This is a genomic window from Massilia eurypsychrophila (assembly GCF_002760655.1).
In the GTDB taxonomy this organism is placed as follows: Bacteria; Pseudomonadota; Gammaproteobacteria; order Burkholderiales; family Burkholderiaceae_D; genus JAFCUW01.
Genome location: NZ_PDOC01000015.1, coordinates 31,043 through 48,269, shown reverse-complemented (window position 1 = coordinate 48,269; position 17,227 = coordinate 31,043). Strand labels below are relative to the sequence as shown.

Genomic DNA, 17,227 nt, shown 5'->3' with positions numbered 1-17,227 from the left:
CGGCTCCCTTTTTTGTTTTCGAAGAACCGGTGTCAGAAGAACCGGTGTTAGGTCTGACATTCGGACATTTTGGAACGAAATGTCCGAATGTCAGACCTGACACCGGAACTTGGGGTGCAGCGGCTGCGGGACAGACGTGTGATCGAAAATGTGGCGAACGTGCGCCAGCGTACGGTAGCGCCAATCAGGCGCGCTTAAGATGCAGCTGTGTGAGTGACGCACCTTTTCGGCAGCATCAGAAGGAGACGAACACCTCAGCAGGTTAGCCGGTCGCCTCAAGGATCGGCACCAGAATTTTTCGACCCGCGCAAGCGTTTGCAACGGACCTAACGCAGGAGATTTCATGCCCACCACCACCCATCCACCGAAGCATGTCGTTCGTGAATACCTGGCGCGCCGTGCGCGCGATTCGAAACCGCCACCGACCCCGGAAGAAATCCGCCGCCAGCTGGGATGGGGCATGCTGATGGCCGATTTCAAGGTCGTCACCACGCGCAGCTGACTTCCTCGATTCCTACACGGTCGCGTCGTGCCGTCCTATGTGCGGAACAGCAGGCAAGCAGCATGATGTCAAAATTATTACACAACAAGTAATCAACTCAGGAGAGCTACCCATGACCAAGCGAATCGGAAACAAAGACGAAGCCCAACAGCGCGGCAAGCAGGAAAAGAAAGACATCAAGCGCACCAACAAGGCACGCGAGCTGATCAAGCAAGCCGTCGCCAAAGCCAAGTATCACAACCAGGTACGCAATCAGCCGATGGAAATGTCGCTGCCGCCAGCCTGATCGTTTTCGCTGTCGATCAGCCCACACCGGCAACGGTGTGGGCTTTTTTGCGTCCGCACCTCCTATATGTATGGCGGCACTGGCCGACGCGCGCGCCATTCGCCGGTTGCCAGCCGCCATTCACCGAAAACCGCTGTCGCCGCCGATGCGGGCGCGGTATCGTGGCGCTGTTCTTATCAGGAGGCGACCGTGAACGACAAAAATTCTTACTACTGGCGCAAGCAGCTGATGTGGGGGCTGCTGCTGATTGGCCTCGGCGGCGCGCTGCTGCTTGACCAGCTCGATATCCTGGACATCCATGACTTATGGCATTATTGGCCGCTGATTTTGATCGTGATCGGCATTAACAAGATGATCGGCTATCCCACCGCGCAGGACTTCACCAGCGGCTTGTGGATCTGTTTCATCGGCATCTGGCTGTTCGCCAATTTCGAGCACATGTTCGGGATGACGTTTCGCAACAGCTGGCCATACCTTATCATCGCGTGGGGCATCACGCTGGTGTTGAGGCCATTCATCCGCGAGCGTTTTGCCGTCAATGCACCGAACAAGGAGTCCAGCCATGAAAAATGAAGTCCATAGCAAGAGCATGTCGCGCCAAGTGATTCTCGGCATCCTGGTCATCGGCATGGGGCTGCTGTTCCTCGCCGACAACCTGAACATCTGGGACTTCCGCCGTTCGCTGCAGTTCTGGCCGATGGTGCTGATCATGGTCGGCGTGTTCAAGCTGTTCGACTCCAACAGCTCGGACGGCTACATCCTCGGGAGCGGCCTGATTCTCGTCGGCGTGCTGATTGTGCTGCACCGGCTGGGCATCATCTACTTCTCGTGGCGCGCGATGTGGCCGCTCATTCTGATCGCGCTGGGCGCCTCGGTGCTGTACCGCGCGGTCAGCAGCCGGCGCCTGGTCGGCTCGTCGCTGAAGGGCCAGGCGCTGCAGCTGGACGACTCGATCAACGCCACCGCCATCCTCGGCGGCTTCGAGCGGCGCATCCACAGCCAGGATTTCAGGGGCGGCGAAGTGACCGCGATCATGGGCGGCTGCGCGCTCGACATGCGTGGCGCCCATATCCAGACCGAGGCGGTGATCAACGTGTTCGTGATGTGGGGCGGGATCACCATCAAGTGTCCGCCTGACTGGACCGTCGTCCTGCACGGCACGCCAATCATGGGCGGCTTTACCGAGAAGACCGTGCCGCCGCCGGACAACAGCAAGCGCCTGATTATCCGCGGCTACGCCATCATGGGCGGCGTCGAAGTGCGCAACTGATGCAGGGACCGTTCTTCGGCCGGCGTGGCACGCTACTGTACGTATCGGGCTGGCTGCTGCTGGCGCTGATGTTGTCGGCGCTGGTGGCCAGCACGGCCGGCGCCGGCTGGATCAACAGCGTGCTGTTCGCGGTCCCGCTGCTGCTGCTGTATGCGGTCGGCTGCAGTTTCTCGGCGTATTACATGTGCCGCGCCTGGCCGCTGGAAAAGCAGAGCGGGCTGTCGATACTGGCGGTGTTCTGCGTCAGCGCGCTGATGGCGTCGGCCGGCTGGACCGGCCTTGGCAACGCGTGGAACGCGCTGCTGCAGTCGAGCGGGCAGGAATGGGCCGGGGTCGAGATGACCACGTCGATGAAGGTGCTGATGTTCGCGCTCGGCGTGGTGCTGTATGGCCTGGCAGCGCTGGGGAACTACCTGGCGATCGAACTGGCGCGGGCGCGCCAGTCGGAGCGGCGTGAACTCGAAGCGCAGGTGGCGGCGCAGGACGCCGAGCTGCGCATGCTGCGCACGCAGATCGATCCGCATTTTCTGTTCAATAGTCTCAATTCGATCAGCGCGCTCACGTCGAGCAATCCGGCCGGCGCCCGCGCGATGACACTGCAGCTGGCGGAATTTTTTCGCCACAGCCTGGGACTGGAAGCGCACCGCAAGGTCACGCTCGCGGCGGAGCTGACCATGGCGCTCGATTTCCTGGCCATCGAGCAGGTGCGCTTCGGCGAGCGCCTGACCGTACAGCAGCAGGTGTCGGGCGAGGCGCTGGCCTGCCTGCTGCCGCCGATGATCCTGCAGCCGCTGGTCGAGAACGCGGTCAAGCACGGCATCGGCAATCTGACCGAAGGCGGGGCCGTGCGGATCATCGCCACGCGCGCCGGCGCGATGTTGCGCCTGGCAGTGGAGAACGACGTCGATGCGGACCTGCCGGCGGCGACGCGGCACGGCATCGGCCTTGCCAACGTGCGCCAGCGCCTGGCGGGGGCGTATGGCGAGCAGGCCGCGGTGCACTGGTCGCGGCGCGAGAATCTGTTCAGGGTGGAGCTGACGCTGCCAGCCGAAAGCCAGGGAGCGTGAGATGCGGGTGATTATCGTCGACGACGAACAGCTGGCGCGCGGTGTGCTGCGCGAATACCTGGGCGCGCATGCCGACGTGGAGATCGTCGGCGAGTGCGCCAACGGCTTCGAGGCAGTCAAGGCGATCGCCGAACTGGCGCCGGACCTGGTGTTCCTCGATATTCAGATGCCGAAGCTGAACGGCTTCGAAGTGCTGGAGCTGGCCGGCGCCTCGACCCGCTATATCTTCGTCACCGCTTACGAGCAGTACGCGATCAAGGCGTTCGAGGTGCACGCGGTCGATTACCTGCTCAAGCCGTTCAGCCAGCAGCGCTTCGACGTGGCGCTGGCACATGCGCGTGGTGCGCCGGCGCCGGCTTTGGAGGGCGTGCTGCAGGAGGCGGCCAGGCGCAATGCGCCGCTCGAGCGGGTGCTGATTCGCGACGGCGCCAAGGTGCACGTGATCGCGGCGGCCGACATCGACTACATCGAGGCGCAGGACGACTACGTGCAGATCAGCGCCGGCGGCAAGGCGTGGCTGAAGAACCAGCGGCTGGCCGAACTGGAGGCGCAGCTCGATGGCGCTCGCTTCGTGCGGATCCACCGCTCGTACATCGTCAACCTGGAGCGCATGAGCAGGATCGAGCCGGCGGGGAAGGACAGCCACGCGGCGGTGCTGCAGGATGGGCGGCGCATTCCGATCAGCCGCAGCGGGTATCAGAAGCTGCGGGCGTTGTTGGGATAGTAGCTACGCCACCAGTCCCCACCAGCGCGGCAGCAGCGCCTGCACGTCGGCCTGCGCAAAGCGGTCGTCGATCAGGTAGACGACGCCTTTGTCATCGGTGGTGCGGATCACGCGGCCGGCCGCCTGCACCACTTTCTGGATGCCGGGGTACAGATACGTGTAGTCGTAGCCGGCGCCGAAGGTGGTCTCCATGCGTTGGCGCACCTGCTCGTTGACCGGGTTCATTTGCGGCAGCCCGAGCGTGGCGATGAACGCGCCGATCAGTCGCGCGCCGGGCAGGTCGATGCCTTCGCCGAACGAGCCGCCAAGCACCGCGAAGCCGATGCCGCGGCCGTCGACCGCGAAGCGCGCGAGGAAGGCCGCGCGCTCGGCCTCGTCCATCTTGCGTGATTGCCGCCACATCGGGATCGCCGGATGCTGCTCGCCGAACTCGCGTGCGACCTGTTCGAGGTAATCGAAGCTGCTGAAAAACGCCAGGTAGTTACCCGGCGCCTCGGCGTACTGGCGCGCCACCAGTTCGGCGATCGGCGCGACCGAGCGGGCGCGGTGCTGGAAGCGCGTCGAGATGCTATTGACGACGTGAACCTGGAGCTGGTCTTTTGAAAACGGCGACTCGACGTCGATCCACGCGGTGTCGTCCGGCATGCCGAGGGCGTCGCTGTAATAGTGCCAGGGACTAAGCGTGGCCGAAAACAGCGCGCTCGAATGGGCGGCCGCAAAGCGCGGCTTGAGAAACGGCGCCGGCACGATATTGCGGATGCACAGCGTGGAGCCGTGGGCGGCGTCGCGCGAGACGTCGAACAGCGAATGGGCGCCGAAGGTGTCCGACAGCCGTGCGAAGTTCAGCGCATCGAAGTAAAAGCGCTGCAAGGCCGGATCGAGCGGCGCCGGGTTCTCGGCCAAAAATTCGGTGATCTCGCTGGCCGCGCCCTGCAGGTTGGCGAGCAGCTTGTCGGGCAGCGCCGGCATGACCTGGTAAGGCGCGGCAGACTGCTTATCGAGTTCGGTCCAATTGCGCGATACGCGGTCGAGCGCTTTTTTCAGCAGCGACGGCGCCACCGCGCGGGCGCCGCGCAAGGCGCCGCGCGAGAGCTCGGCCGAATACATCGAGCGCGCGCGCGCGACCAGGTTGTGCGCTTCGTCGACCAGCACGCTGACACGCCACTGGTTGGCCACCGTCAGCGCGTACAGCATCGCGCCGCCATCGAAATAGTAGTTGTAGTCGCCGACGATGACGTCGGCCCACTTGGCCATTTCGCTGCCGAGGTAGTAGGGGCAGACGTCGTGCGCCAGCGCCGTGGTGCGCAGCGTGTCGCGGTCGAGCACCGGCAGGTCGGCGGCGGCGCTGCGCGCGGCCGGCAGGCGATCGTAGAAGCCCTTGGCCAGCGGGCAGGAGTCGCCGTGGCAGGCCTTGTCGGGATGCTCGCAGGCCTTGTCGCGCGCGGCCAGTTCGAGCACTCGCAGGGGAATCGGGCTGGAACGGATCGTCGCCAGCGCATCGAGCGCAAGCTGCCGGCCAGGCGTTTTGGCGGCGAGGAAGAAGACCTTGTCGAGCTTCTGCGCGGCCGCCGCCTTCAACACCGGGAACAAGGTGCCGACCGTCTTGCCGATGCCGGTCGGCGCCTGCGCCAGCACGCATCGTGCGCTGCTGTTGGCGCGGAAGATGGTCTCGGCCAGGTGGCGCTGCCCGGGGCGAAATTGCGGATGCGGGAACTGCAGGCCGGCCAGCGCGCTGTTTCTCGCTTCGCGGTGCGCCAGTTCGCGCCCGGCCCAGTCGACGAACCGGTCGCATTGGGCGGCGAACTGCGCGGCCAGTTCAACGGCGCTGGCCGTTTCGCGCAGCAGCGTTTCGGTCTGGCGTCCGATGTCGAAGTAGACCAGCGCCAGGTTGACCGAATCGAGGCCGAGTTTCTTGCACAGCAGGTGGCCGTACACGCGCAGCTGCGCCCAGTGCAGGTGGCGGTGGCGCTCCGGCAGGCTGTCGAGGCGTCCGCGGTAGGTCTTGATTTCTTCGAGCAGGTTCTGGTCGGGATCGTAACCGTCGGCGCGCCCGCGCACCAGCAGCGGCCCGTGTGCGCCCGACAGACTCACTTCGGCCTGGTACGCCGGGCCGCGCCGGCCGGTGACGACCGCGTGGCCGGCGATGCCTTCCAAGGCGGTGGGCGAGGGCGTGAAGCGCAGGTCGAGGTCACCGGCCTTGGCGGTGAATTCGCATAGCGCACGCACGGCGACGACGTAGTTGGCACCAAGCGTCACGCGGCCGGCTCCAGCCACTGCAGGTAGCACACGGAAACTGGCATCTGGTGCGTGGCGCAGTAGGCGATCCAGCGCACCTGGTTGTCCTGCAGCCGGTCGCCGGGCCCCTTCACTTCGATCATGTTGTAGCGCCGTTCGGCGGGCCAGAACTGGATCAGGTCGGGGAAACCGGTGCGGTTGGCCTGGACGTCGAGCAGGATGCGCTCGAACATTTTCTTCAGGTGGACGGCGGGGATGCAGGCCAGCGCCAGTTCGAGCAGGTCGGCGTCGATGGCGTCCCAGGCGACGAACGGCGACTGGATGCCGCGCTTGACGGCGAAGTTGGCGCGGATGGTGTCGCGCCAGCCGTCGCCATCGAGTTCGGCCAGGCAGGCGGCAAATTCGGCGGCGCGGCGCTGGTGGAAGTCGGGGCTGTACAGGTCGGCCGGGCCGCGGTGGAACGGGTGGAAGAAGGCGCCGGGAATGGCGCTGAAGACGGCGCGCCAGCACAACAGGCCGAACAGGGCGTTGATCAGCGCGTTCTCGACGTAGAACACGGGCGCGTCCGCGCGCGCCAGGTGGTCGCGCACAACGCCTTCGACCCACCACTGGGCGGCGGGCATCGGCAGGCGCAACTCGAGCGTCGACACGGCCGGGCTGCGCGGCGCGCGCGTGGTGGGACGTCCCAGCTGGCGCGTCAGGCGCGGCGAGATGCGCAGCAGCAGCTGGCGTTCGGCTTCGCTTTCGGGCGCGCGCTGGGCGGCGATGAGCATCTGGTAAGCGAGCGCAAATTGTTTGTTCTTCTCCAACACGCGGATGGCGCGGCCGCGAGCGCCGGGGAAACTGCAGCGCGCATACAGGCTATAGGCGTGGCTCCAGTCCTTCATTTTTTCGTAGTGCTGGGCGACCTGGAACAGCAGCCGCTCGCGCCGGCTGTTGAGCCAGTCGTTCTCGAACTCGCCGGACGGCAGCGAGCGCAACACGTCTTCGGCGGTGGCGCTGGCCTGGAAGCGTTCCTTGCAGTGGTGCAGTTCGAGGTAGTGGTCGATGTCGCGGCGGCTGCGAAAACCGCGCGAGGCGGGCGAAAACTCGACCTGCTCGTAGCGGTAGACGCCAAGGTCGGACAGCACGAATTCGGTCCAGTCCTGGCGGAAGTTGCCGAAGAAGATAAGGCGCAGGCGGTCGCACAGCGACTTGACCAGGATGTGGAACACCTGGTCGGTACAGTCGCGGTGCCAGGCAGAGAACTTGCGTGCGGCGCCAAAGCCGGCGCGCAAGGCGGCCAGCTGCTCGGATTTGCGCGCGTTTTTTTGATGCAGCGACAACTGGAAGACGGTGCCAATCTCGGGCTTGGACAGGAGCTCGAACAATGAATCGAGCGAGAGCACGGGGTCGGGCTCGATCCAGGTGGCCGGCAGGTGGCGCGCGGCCTCGACAGCGCAGCCGATTTCGGCATAGCTAAGCTTGCTGGCGCGGAACAGCGTTCCCTTGCGCATGACCATGCGCACGAACAGCGCGCGCGACGGCTGCGGCAACGATGGGAACAGGCTGAGGAACGCTTTCTCATCGTCGGCCAGCAGGTCGCTGTAACGCTCGCCGATCCAGTCCAGTACGCGCTGGAAATTGTCCAGGTAGTAGAACTGGTTTTCTAGGACTTTGATCATTGTGGCCGGCCGGACTTCCTGGTGCTGTACTGTGCTTATATACAGTATAACCGAGGAAGCCGGCCGGCCCCAGCGAAATCCGATGCGCGAGGCCTAGTCTGTGGCTTTCAGCGACGGGAAGGCATCGGACGGCGGACACTTCTTGCCGGGGCCGCAACGTGCTGCTTCCATCTTCTCGCGCTCGGCGGAGTGGCGGCTGGCGTGCATGATAATTGCTGACAATAGTGCAACGTCGCTGTCGACGGCGGTCGGTTCAACCGGCGGCGATGCCGGCGGCGGCGCCTTCCTTGGACGCAGCGGGGCCGCGGCAATGCGCGGCGTTGACTGCCGCACTGCAGCCGGGGCCACACGCGCCGGCGCCGGCCTGGCCGCGGCCACCAGCCGCTCGGGTGGCGCTTTGACGGGCCTGGCGGCGCGCACAGGTGGCGGCGTTGGGTCGGCCGCCTTGGCGGGACTTTTCGCGGCGGCCGGGGTGGATTTGAGCATCACCATCGGCGGCAACAGGGACGGCTCCGGCGGGACGTCGTAGACGTTGGCGCCGAGCCTGCGGCTGGGTGACGGGACCGGCAGCGGGGCGAAACCGCCGCGCACGCTGCTGGCAAAAGGATCGGGCTTGGGGTCGGCGCCCTGCTTGGGCGCCGTCATGTTGTCGCGCGCCAGCGAGGCGAGCGTGCCGATCAGCGCGATCACCAGCACGCTGGCCAGAATGCACCAGGCCAGCGTTGCATGCTTCCACGACCCGGACTTGCCGGATTTGCCACGCCTGGCATCGCGCTCGAGGCGGGCGAGGATGTTGTCGTCGCCGGCATACGCGCGGCGCGTAGCCGACATGAAATTCGGTCGCGTGGAGCCGTTTTGATTTTCGTCGGGAGGGCGCACGATATTACTCCTAAGATAAAGACTTCTGACTTCCGATTAGAAACAATCCAGGGAACGCCATGCTGATCTTTATCGCACTTGTGTACTTTTGTTTGGCGTGCAGCGGTATCTGGCTTGTGCTATTTCCTTCGGGACGAGACTTTCTCGGCCAGGTGAGGAGCGGCATGGGCCGGCGCTGGGACCAGCGGGCGGCGCGTTGGCAGCAGCCGCGCGGCGGGCCGCCGGCAACGCCCGTGCGCGACGTGCGGCGCTGGTGCGCCCATCGGCTCAAATTCGTCCGCCGGCACGCGCTGCTGTTTGGCGCCGGGGCCACGCTGGTGGTGGTGCCATCGATGCTGGCGCTGTTGATGAGCAATCCCGGAATGCTGCCCGGCTATGAGGCCCGCATCGACGCACCGGACCAACAGATCGCTGCGTTGTTGCAGGGAGAACAATTGGCGCCGCCGGTGGCGCTGCCGCCGGTCGCGTTCACCACGCTGGAAGTCGAACTGGTGCGGCCGATGCTGGTCGACGCGTCGCGAAACTGGAAGCAGCTGAACCCGGATTTCAGCCAGCGCTTGCTGATGGCCTTCAAGATCATGAAAGAAAAGCATGGGTACGAGATGGCCTTGCTGGAGGGATATCGCAGTCCGGCGCGGCAAAACCTGCTGGCGAGCATGGGCAGCAACGTCACCAACGCGGGCGCCTTCCAGAGCTGGCACCAGTACGGCCTGGCGGCCGACTGCGCTTTCTGGCGCGACGGCAAGCTGATCATATCGGAGAAGGATCCGTGGGCGATGCGCGGCTACAAACTGTACGGCGAAGTCGCCGAGTCGCTCGGCCTGACCTGGGGCGGGCGCTGGACGATGATGGACTTCGGACATACCGAATTGCGGCTGCGCGGGGTGATGCGCAAATAGGTCGAACGCTGGTCAAGGTTTGTTCTGGAACAAATTTCAGCGGGGCCAATGGTGCCAACATTGCCTGCCGGACTTTGTTTCCAACCCTCACGGACGCTCCCGACCATGGCTCGACTTTGGCAGTTCCTCACCGATAGCCGCGTACTCGGCGTGATCGGCTTGGCCGCACTCGCGGCATTCTTGTTACTTGGCGCAGATACCCTCGAGGTCGCTGCAATCTGGGCGGGGGTGGCCGCGCTGGCGCTGCTGGCCGGCTGGGGCCTGTACTGGGGCGCACGCTATTTCTACCGGCGCCGCTCGGCAACATTGCTCGGCGAGACGGTGGCGCCGGCCAGTGCCGAAGCGGCCGCCCAGGCCAGCGGCAGCGAAGTGGCGGTGCTGCGCAAGAGCATGCTGCAAGCCATCACCACGATCAAGACCTCGAAGCTGGGCTTGAACAGCGGCGCGGCGGCCTTGTACGAACTGCCGTGGTACATGATCATCGGCAATCCGGCGGCCGGCAAGAGCAGCGCGGTCGGCCACTCCGGGCTGCAGTTTCCGATCGCCGGCACCAAGGCGGTGCAGGGGGTGGCGGGAACGCGCAACTGCGACTGGTTCTTCACCACCGACGGCATCCTGCTCGACACGGCCGGGCGCTATTCGACGGTGGACGCCGACCGCGCCGAGTGGTTCAGCTTTCTCGCACTGCTGCGCAAATACCGCCGGCGCGCGCCGATCAACGGCATCCTGATCTGCGTCAGCGTCGCCGAACTGATGGGCACCAATCCGAAGAAGTCGATCGACCTGGCCAAGAGCCTGCGCACGCGGGTACAGGAGCTGACCGAAAAACTGGGTGTGTACGCGCCGGTGTACGTGGTGTTTACGAAGGCCGACCTGATCGCCGGCTTCGCCGATTTTTTCCACGACACCGAACGCACCGAGCGTGATCGTGTGTGGGGCGCGACCATGCGCTTCAACCGGCGCAGCACCAGCCCGGACGTACTGGCGTTCTTCGACCAGCACTTCGACGAGCTGCACGACGGCCTGAAGGAAATGAGCCTGGCCAGCATGGCCGGCAACCGCAGCGCGCGCATGCGGCCTGGCGTGTTCACCTTCCCGCTCGAATTCGCGTCGATCAAGACCCCGCTGCGCGCCTTCCTGGCGACGCTGTTCGAAGAGAATACCTACCAGTTCAAGCCGGTGTTCCGCGGCTTTTACTTCACCAGCGCGCTGCAGGAAGGCAGTGTGGAAAACCAGTCGTCGAAACGCGTGGCCAGCCGCTTCGACCTCGAGTTGCGCGAGCAGCAGGCCGGCGAAGCGGAGGAGCAGAGCGGCTACTTCCTGCTCGACCTGTTCCGCAAGGTGATTTTCGCCGACAAGGAACTGGTGACGCGCTATACCAATCCGAACAGCGCCCGCTTCAAGTATGGCGCGTTCTTCGCCGCCACCATCCTGCTCGGCTGCTCGCTGGGCCTGTGGAGCTGGTCGTACATGGGCAACCGCCAGCTGGTGGCGAACGTGCAGGCGGACCTCGACAAGGTAGTGCGGCTGCAGGAAAAGCGCGCCGACCTGCAATCGCGGCTGGAAGCGCTGGAGATCCTGCAGGACCGCATCGAGCAGCTGGAAAAATACCGCGCCAGCAAGCCGTGGATGCTGGGCTTCGGCCTGTACCAGGGTGAGGCGCTCGAGCGCAAGCTGCGCGACGAGTATTTTGGCGGCGTGCGCGAGATCATGCTGCAGCCGGTTGGCGCGGCGCTTGAATCGCTGCTGACGGAGATGAACGCCAACGCCGCGCAGCTCGACCCGTCGGCGCCGGCGCCGGCGGCTGCCGCCAAGCCTGGCCAGCCGTACCAGGACGCGTCGCCGACCAACGTCACCGATGCGTACAACGCGCTGAAGACGTATCTGATGTTGGCCGATAAGAGCCGCGCCGAGCCAAGTCACCTGAACGACCAGCTGACCCGCTTCTGGCGTGGCTGGCTGGAGGCAAGCCGCGGTGCGATGCCGAAGGAAAAAATGATCCGCAGCGCCGAGCGTTTGATGAGCTTTCACCTGACCCAGATCGCCGATCCGGCCTGGCCGCAGCTGACGCCCAAACTGGGCCTGCTCGACGGCGCGCGCGAAAACCTGCGGCGCGTGGTGCGCGGCACGCCGGCGCGCGAACGGGTATATGCCGACATCAAGGCGCGCGCCGCGACCCGTTTTTCGGCCGTCACGGTGGCGCGCATCGTCGGCGAGCAAGACCAGTCGCTGATGGCAGGCAGCTACGCGGTGCCGGGCGCGTTCACCCGCGAGGCGTGGGAGAAGTTCGTCATCGGCGCGATCCGCGAGGCGTCCAACAAGGAGCTGCAAAGCACCGACTGGGTCTTGAAGACGGCGGTAAAGGACGACCTGACGCTGGAAGGCAGTCCGGAGCAGATCCAGAAATCGCTGACCGAACTGTACAAGGCCGACTACACGCGCGAGTGGCTCAAGTTCGTGCAGGGCGTCACGGTGGCCGATCTGGGCAATTTTGAGGGCGGCATCCAGGCGATGAACCGGCTGGGCGATCCGCAGACGTCGCCGCTGGCCAAGCTGCTCAATGCGATCTACCAGGAGACGTCGTGGGACAACCCGTCGGCCGCCAGTTCGAGCATGGCGAAGGTCGAGAAGGGTCTGTTCGTGTGGTTCAAGGAGTCGATCCTGCGGCGCGCGCCCAGCGAAGCGCGCAACATCGCCGACCTGCCGCCGGACGCCGGCAGGACGCGCAGCGAGGCGCCGGTGATGGGGCCGATCGGGCGCGAGTTTGCCGGCGTGGCGCGGCTGGTCGGGCTGCGCGAGAAGCAGGCATCGCTGATGGGCGGTTACCTGGACAACCTGTCGCGCCTGCGCGGACGCCTGAACCAGCTGAAGAACCAGGGCGATCCAGGGCCGGGCGCCAAGCAGTTCATGCAGCAGACGCTGGAAGGCAGCGGCTCGGAGCTGTCGGACGCGCTGAAGTATGTCGACGAGCAGATGCTGACCGGGATGACCGACAGCCAGAAGATGGCGCTGCGGCCGATCCTGGTGCGCCCGCTGATCCAGACCTTCGCGGTGATCGTGATGCCGAGCGAGGCTGAGCTGAACAAGACCTGGCGGGCGCAGGTCATCGACCCGTTCCAGAAGGCGCTCGCTGCCAAGGCGCCGTTCGTGCCCGGTGCGCCGGAGGCCTCCGCGGCTGAAATCGCCCAGGTATTCGGCCCCGAAGGCGCGATCGCCAAGTTCGTCAACACGTCGATGGGGCCATTGGTGGTGCGGCGCGGCGACGTGCTGGCCGCGCGCACCTGGGCCGACATCGGCATTTCGCTGGCGCCGCAAGCGGTGGCCAGCTTCCCCGGCTGGATCGCGCCGCTGTCGGCCAACGGCGTGGCGGCGGCGGCGCCGCAGACGGTGTTCCAGCTGCTGCCGCTGCAAGGTCCAGGCATCGCCGAATTCACCGTCGACATCGACGGCCAGCAGATGCGCTACCGGAATACGCCGCCGGCGTGGACCAACATGGTCTATCCCGGGCCGCAAGGCGTGCATGGCGCCCGCGTCAGTGCGGTCACGGTTGACGGGCGCACGGTCGAACTGTGTAACGATACGACCGACAAGGGCCTCGAGAAGATGCTGGCCGCGGCAGTGCGCAAGAAGAAGGGCGACCGCTGGAACGAATTGCGCTGGAATAACGGCGCGGTGACGGTGGCAGTGGAGCTGAAGGTTGTCAGCGATCCGAATACCGCCAGCACCCCCGCCAGCCAGGGCTTCCGCGGCCTGCGGCTGCCGCTGGCGATCGTCGGGCGCGACGTCGCCGCGCCGGGCGGCGCCATTATCGCCGCCGCCGGCAACGGCGGTGCGCAATGAGCCGCGCCATGCAGGAACGCTTCGGCTACTTCGGCAAGGTGCCGTCGCACAGCGACTTCATCAAGCTGGCGCCGGACCCTGAGCTGATGGGCGTGCTCGACGACTGGCTGGCCGAAGTGATGACGCGGCTGCCGGACGACGCGCGCTGGAAGATTCACTACGACGCGCTGGCGCCGGTCAACTTCGCCTTCGTCGGCCCGCGCCGGCGCCATGCCATCGCCGGCCACATCGTGGCCAGCCGCGATCAGTCAGGACGCCGCTTTCCGTTCCTGATGATGCGCACGCTGGAGGTGGCCGATCCGGCCGCTTTCGTGTCGCAATGCCCGCTGGCGCTCGATCCGCTGTTCGCCTTCTTTGCGGCGACCGCGCCGAAGGTGGTCGGCGCGGGCGATCCGGCCTCGCCGCTGCAGGAAATCGCCGACACCGTGCTGGCGCCGGACGACAACTGCGGCGCCGCGCTGACAGCATTTCTCGCCACCGGCACGGTCGGCTCGCTGGCCGCGCTGCTGGGACGCGCCGACGTGCGCGAGCTGGTGCTGGCGCTTGGCCTGCTGCTGCAGCCGGTAATGCACAGCGGGGCGGCCGACCTGCAAAAGAGCCTGTTGCTGCCGTTGCCCGATGCGCCAGGCGCGCGCGCGGCGGTGGCGGCATTCTGGATGGAGTTGATCGCGCCGTTCCTGCGCCAGGCCGATCTTGACCTGGTGCTGTTTGTCACCGAGCTCGAAATGCGGCCGGTGCTGGTAGTTGGTTTCTGTGACGCCTGCGTCGCCTGCCTGCATGCCATCATCGATCCGCTGGTCGGCCGCGACCAGCAGGTCAGCTTTGCCGACACCGGCTGGGTCGACGAGCAGGTCGGCGTCGACATCGACGTGCGTGCGCTGGCGAGCTACCTCGACCAGCCGCAGCTGCCGCTGAAAATGGCACGCGAACTATTCCTCGATACTTTCATCGGAGTCGCCCAGTGAAGAAAATCGTCTTGTCCGCGGCCGCCTGGCTGGCCGCCGTCACCGCATGCGCGCAAACGCCCGCAGTTCCCGCAGCCGCTGCCGCGCCGCTGCCGCCGATCGTCGCCAGCGGCATGCTGGCCGACGACGCCAGCAAGGCCGCGCTGCTGGCGCGCCTGCGCCAGGTGTTCGGCACCGAGCGCGTGGTCGACCAGCTGACGGTCGGCCCGGTGGCGGCGCCGCCGAACTGGAATGAGTACCTGGCCAAGCTGGTCGGGCCGAACCTGAAGCTGGTCAGCCACGGCCAGCTGAAAGTCGATGGCAGCGCGGTCAGCTTGCGCGGCGACGTCGCCAGCGAGCCGACGCGCCTGCAGATCGCCACCGACCTGGCGGCCAGCCTCAATCCAAATTACACCGTCAACAACGGGCTGCGGGTGGCGGCGTCGGAACAGTCAGTGCTCGACGCCGCACTGGCCAACCGCATCATCGAGTTCGAGTCGGGCAAGGCGACGCTGACCGATTCGGGCCGCGCCATCCTCGACCAGATGAGTGTTGCGCTGCTCAAGCTGAAGGACAAGAAGGTCGAATTGATCGGTCACACCGACAACGCCGGCGCCCGCGCCAGCAACCTGTCGCTGAGCCAGGCGCGCGCTGAAGCGGTGAAGGCTTACGTCACGGCCAAGGGAATCAAGGCGGAATCGATCGCGGTGTCGGGCGAAGGGCCGGACCGGCCGGTGGCCGACAACCGCAGCGCCGACGGCCGCGCGCGCAACCGTCGGATCGAGTTCAAGGTGGTGCAGTAGTCAAGGCAGGGTGATGGTCACGCTGGCCGCGCGCGGCGGCAGCTTGACCATGTCGTTGTAGCCGGCCAGCGCGGTGCCGGTGGCATGACCCAGGCCGGCGCGAAAGCCGATGTAGGCGCCCAGGCCGGCCAGCGCGAACACCGCCGTCAGCACCCACAGCGACAGGTCGCTGCGCAGCTTGTTGGAGATCTGGTCGGGCCGCTCGGCGTGCGGCGCGAAGCCGCGGCTTTTGCAGCGCATGCGGGCAATCTCGTTGCCGAGCGTGGCGCACATGAAATTCAGCTTGTCCTCGCCGTCGAGCGCGTAGCGGCCCTGGAACCCCAACAAAAGACACATGTGAAACACCTCGAGCGCCTGCAGGTGGGCACTGCCGCGCGCGCGCAGGTCCTCGAGCCGCTGGAAGAAGTGTTCGCCGGCCAGCTGGTCGCCGAACAGGCGTAGTTGCAGCGGGCGCGTCTGCCATTCTTCGCGTATGCCGTATTGCGAGCGCAGGATGATCTCGTCGACGGCCGCGCAGAACGCGTACTTGGCCGAATGGACGTCGTCGGCGTTGACCGCCAGCGTCTTGGCATGGCGATCGACGTCGGCCAGGAAGCGCGTCATGTGTTCGGCGAAGCCGGCCTGGTCCTGCGGGCCGCAGCCATTCTTGAGCAGGTACAGGGCGTAGAAGCCTTCGTACATCAGGTCGACCAGGCTTTGCGGCTCGTTGCCGCCGGCGCCGCGGTTGGCCAGCAGGGTCGGCGCGGCGCGTCGGTCTACGTGCTGGGTCATGATGCAAACGCCATAGGTTGTGGGTGCATGTACGCCTCGCAAAATGATGGTTGAGGGAAACGCCTAGCTTGCGGTAAGTCGACCGCATTCTTGTGCGCTAGCGCAAATTTTTAAGCGAATTGCCTACAAAAAAGATACCGCCGGGAACTTTGATCAAGCGCAAGAACTGGCGATTTCCTTGTCCAATAATGTTGTCTGGACCAACGGCAACGGAGAACCCCATGATCAAGAAGCGCGTGTTGACAAGTATTCTGAGTATCGCCGTGTTGGCCGGGTGCGCCAGCACCGCGCCGGCGCCGGCACCGAAGCCGGCACCAATGGCCAACGCCATGGCCGACGCCGACGCCGCCGTCAAGGCCGGCCGCACCGATCAGGCCTACAGCATCCTGAAGGCGGCGACGGTGGCGCACCCCACCGACAAGTCGCCGTGGCTGCGCATGTCCCAGCTGCGTTTCGACGACAAGAATTATGGCGAAGCGATCGTCGCCGGCCTGCAGGCGATCGAGCGCGACCCCGACGACATGCTCGCTTACAGCCTGGTCGCCGTCAGCGGCCTGCGCGTATCGAGCAAGGCGCTCGGCGACCTGACCCAGAAAAACGGCTTCTCCGGTTCGGTGCGCAGCGAGGCCCAAGACCTGGCGACGCTGTTGCATACCAAGCTCGGTGGCCCGATCGTGCCGGTCAAACGCGACGAGAAGCCGCGCGCTGCCGGCATCAGGGCGGCGGCGCCGGCTGCGGTTCCAGCCATCAAGTGCAGCGGTCCGTTCTGCGGCCTCAATTAATTCCCGGGCCGGCACTCGCCGGCCCTAGTCCCGTAACTCTCGGAGTCCACATGGCCAAGAAAGAAAGCGTGCAGAAACGCCTGCAGAAAGTACGCGCGCCGCGCGTGCAGATGACGTACGACGTCGAAATCGGCGACGCCCTCGAAAACAAGGAACTGCCCTTCGTGGTCGGGGTGATCGGTGACTTCGGCAGCGATCCGGCGGTCGGCAAGAAGTCCCTCAAGGACCGCAATTTCGTCAACGTCGACAGCGGCAATTTCGACGAGGTTCTCGGCGGCGTGGCGCCGGTGGCGACGTTCCGCGTCAAGAATCACCTGAGCGAGGAGGGCGGCGAATTCGGCGTCCAGCTGCAGTTCAAGGAGATGGACGACTTCCGGCCTGAATCGGTGGTGCGCCAGGTGGCGCCGCTCAATGGCCTGCTCGAAGCGCGCACCAAGCTGGCCGACCTGCGCAACAAGCTGGCCGGGAACGACAAGCTCGAAGACATCCTGTCGGAAGTGCTGACCAATACCGAAAAGCTGAGCAGCCTGCACAAGGCCGCCAAAGTGGGAGCGAAATAAC

General features: G+C 65.6%; 17 protein-coding genes. 12 read left to right on the top strand and 5 right to left on the bottom strand.

Translation table 11 applies throughout. The features are described from left to right. The first annotated feature begins 343 nt into the window (after nt 1-343). From CR105_RS28425 to CR105_RS19795, 6 genes are all read left to right on the top strand, one after another. Nucleotides 344-502, top strand: a complete 159-nt coding sequence (locus CR105_RS28425) for a hypothetical protein (RefSeq protein WP_180288245.1) — start codon at nt 344-346, stop codon at nt 500-502. A 112-nt stretch (nt 503-614) separates the two neighbouring features. Then, nucleotides 615-788 carry a hypothetical protein gene (locus tag CR105_RS28420; RefSeq protein WP_180288244.1) on the top strand — a complete coding sequence of 58 codons (174 nt, stop codon included), beginning with the start codon at nt 615-617 and terminating at the stop codon, nt 786-788. Between the two features lie 66 nt (nt 789-854). Further along, nucleotides 855-1,361, top strand: a complete 507-nt coding sequence (locus tag CR105_RS19810) for a LiaI-LiaF-like domain-containing protein (protein WP_229414027.1) — start codon at nt 855-857, stop codon at nt 1,359-1,361. Beyond that, nucleotides 1,351-2,058 (top strand): LiaI-LiaF-like domain-containing protein, encoded by a 708-nt coding sequence (locus CR105_RS19805; protein WP_099791376.1) that lies wholly within the window; start codon nt 1,351-1,353, stop codon nt 2,056-2,058. The genes CR105_RS19810 and CR105_RS19805 overlap by 11 nt, the downstream gene beginning before the upstream one ends. Further along, nucleotides 2,058-3,125, top strand: coding sequence for a sensor histidine kinase (locus CR105_RS19800; RefSeq protein WP_099791374.1), 1,068 nt, complete (start codon nt 2,058-2,060; stop codon nt 3,123-3,125). Before CR105_RS19805 ends, CR105_RS19800 begins: the two co-directional genes overlap by 1 nt. A gap of 1 nt (nt 3,126) precedes the next feature. Next, nucleotides 3,127-3,849: a LytR/AlgR family response regulator transcription factor gene (locus CR105_RS19795; protein ID WP_099791372.1), complete on the top strand. Its 723-nt coding sequence runs from the start codon at nt 3,127-3,129 to the stop codon at nt 3,847-3,849. A gap of 3 nt (nt 3,850-3,852) precedes the next feature. On the opposite strand, the gene CR105_RS19790 is transcribed toward CR105_RS19795, so the two are convergent. The 3 genes from CR105_RS19790 to CR105_RS19780 form a co-directional block, all read right to left on the bottom strand. Continuing rightward, a complete protein-coding gene (locus CR105_RS19790) occupies nt 3,853-6,105 on the bottom strand; it encodes an ATP-dependent DNA helicase (RefSeq protein ID WP_229414026.1) in 2,253 nt (750 codons plus the stop codon). Further along, nucleotides 6,102-7,748 (bottom strand): VRR-NUC domain-containing protein, encoded by a 1,647-nt coding sequence (locus CR105_RS19785; RefSeq protein ID WP_099791368.1) that lies wholly within the window; start codon nt 7,746-7,748, stop codon nt 6,102-6,104. Before CR105_RS19785 ends, CR105_RS19790 begins: the two co-directional genes overlap by 4 nt. A 93-nt stretch (nt 7,749-7,841) precedes the next feature. Then, a complete protein-coding gene (locus CR105_RS19780) occupies nt 7,842-8,579 on the bottom strand; it encodes a hypothetical protein (protein WP_099791366.1) in 738 nt (245 codons plus the stop codon). Nucleotides 8,580-8,686: 107 nt separating this feature from the next. Here CR105_RS19780 and CR105_RS19775 point away from each other — a divergent pair, with 107 nt between their 5' ends. The 4 genes from CR105_RS19775 to CR105_RS19760 all read left to right on the top strand — a co-directional run bounded on the left by CR105_RS19775 (nt 8,687) and on the right by CR105_RS19760 (nt 15,113). Then, on the top strand, nt 8,687-9,526 hold the full coding sequence (locus CR105_RS19775) for a M15 family metallopeptidase (protein WP_099791364.1): 840 nt from the start codon (nt 8,687-8,689) through the stop codon (nt 9,524-9,526). A gap of 105 nt (nt 9,527-9,631) precedes the next feature. Continuing rightward, nucleotides 9,632-13,366 carry a type VI secretion system membrane subunit TssM gene (gene tssM, locus CR105_RS19770; protein WP_099791362.1) on the top strand — a complete coding sequence of 1,245 codons (3,735 nt, stop codon included), beginning with the start codon at nt 9,632-9,634 and terminating at the stop codon, nt 13,364-13,366. Next, nucleotides 13,363-14,331 (top strand): type VI secretion system-associated protein TagF, encoded by a 969-nt coding sequence (tagF, locus tag CR105_RS19765; protein WP_099791360.1) that lies wholly within the window; start codon nt 13,363-13,365, stop codon nt 14,329-14,331. Before tssM ends, tagF begins: the two co-directional genes overlap by 4 nt. Continuing rightward, nucleotides 14,328-15,113 carry an OmpA family protein gene (locus CR105_RS19760; protein ID WP_229414025.1) on the top strand — a complete coding sequence of 262 codons (786 nt, stop codon included), beginning with the start codon at nt 14,328-14,330 and terminating at the stop codon, nt 15,111-15,113. The genes tagF and CR105_RS19760 overlap by 4 nt, the downstream gene beginning before the upstream one ends. Here the strand turns inward: CR105_RS19760 and icmH are convergent, their stop codons facing one another. Together icmH and CR105_RS27895 are read right to left on the bottom strand one after the other, a co-directional pair. Further along, on the bottom strand, nt 15,114-15,884 hold the full coding sequence (gene icmH, locus CR105_RS19755) for a type IVB secretion system protein IcmH/DotU (RefSeq protein WP_099791358.1): 771 nt from the start codon (nt 15,882-15,884) through the stop codon (nt 15,114-15,116). 97 nt (nt 15,885-15,981) lie between these two features. Further along, complete coding sequence (locus CR105_RS27895) at nt 15,982-16,215, bottom strand: hypothetical protein (protein WP_131021787.1); 234 nt, start codon at nt 16,213-16,215, stop codon at nt 15,982-15,984. On the opposite strand from CR105_RS27895, the gene CR105_RS19750 reads away from it, so the two are divergent. Continuing rightward, nucleotides 16,202-16,666, top strand: a complete 465-nt coding sequence (locus CR105_RS19750; protein WP_131021786.1) for a tetratricopeptide repeat protein — start codon at nt 16,202-16,204, stop codon at nt 16,664-16,666. The two genes, CR105_RS27895 and CR105_RS19750, sit on opposite strands and share 14 nt — an antisense overlap. Before the next feature lie 50 nt (nt 16,667-16,716). After that, on the top strand, nt 16,717-17,226 hold the full coding sequence (gene tssB, locus CR105_RS19745; RefSeq protein ID WP_099791354.1) for a type VI secretion system contractile sheath small subunit: 510 nt from the start codon (nt 16,717-16,719) through the stop codon (nt 17,224-17,226). Nucleotide 17,227 lies beyond the last annotated feature (1 nt).

Excerpts from the sequence above, each read along its gene's own strand:
- CR105_RS28425 (WP_180288245.1), top strand. The coding sequence starts at position 344 with ATGCCCACCACCACCCATCCACCGAAGCATGTCGTTCGTGAATACCTG.
- icmH (WP_099791358.1), bottom strand. The coding sequence starts at position 15,884 with ATGACCCAGCACGTAGACCGACGCGCCGCGCCGACCCTGCTGGCCAAC.
- CR105_RS27895 (WP_131021787.1), bottom strand. The coding sequence starts at position 16,215 with ATGGCGTTGGCCATTGGTGCCGGCTTCGGTGCCGGCGCCGGCGCGGTG.
- CR105_RS19750 (WP_131021786.1), top strand. The coding sequence starts at position 16,202 with ATGGCCAACGCCATGGCCGACGCCGACGCCGCCGTCAAGGCCGGCCGC.
- tssM (WP_099791362.1), top strand. The coding sequence starts at position 9,632 with ATGGCTCGACTTTGGCAGTTCCTCACCGATAGCCGCGTACTCGGCGTG.
- CR105_RS19805 (WP_099791376.1), top strand. The coding sequence starts at position 1,351 with ATGAAAAATGAAGTCCATAGCAAGAGCATGTCGCGCCAAGTGATTCTC.
- CR105_RS19775 (WP_099791364.1), top strand. The coding sequence starts at position 8,687 with ATGCTGATCTTTATCGCACTTGTGTACTTTTGTTTGGCGTGCAGCGGT.
- CR105_RS19795 (WP_099791372.1), top strand. The coding sequence starts at position 3,127 with ATGCGGGTGATTATCGTCGACGACGAACAGCTGGCGCGCGGTGTGCTG.
- CR105_RS28420 (WP_180288244.1), top strand. The coding sequence starts at position 615 with ATGACCAAGCGAATCGGAAACAAAGACGAAGCCCAACAGCGCGGCAAG.
- CR105_RS19800 (WP_099791374.1), top strand. The coding sequence starts at position 2,058 with ATGCAGGGACCGTTCTTCGGCCGGCGTGGCACGCTACTGTACGTATCG.
- CR105_RS19810 (WP_229414027.1), top strand. The coding sequence starts at position 855 with ATGTATGGCGGCACTGGCCGACGCGCGCGCCATTCGCCGGTTGCCAGC.
- CR105_RS19780 (WP_099791366.1), bottom strand. The coding sequence starts at position 8,579 with ATGTCGGCTACGCGCCGCGCGTATGCCGGCGACGACAACATCCTCGCC.
- tssB (WP_099791354.1), top strand. The coding sequence starts at position 16,717 with ATGGCCAAGAAAGAAAGCGTGCAGAAACGCCTGCAGAAAGTACGCGCG.
- CR105_RS19785 (WP_099791368.1), bottom strand. The coding sequence starts at position 7,748 with ATGATCAAAGTCCTAGAAAACCAGTTCTACTACCTGGACAATTTCCAG.
- tagF (WP_099791360.1), top strand. The coding sequence starts at position 13,363 with ATGAGCCGCGCCATGCAGGAACGCTTCGGCTACTTCGGCAAGGTGCCG.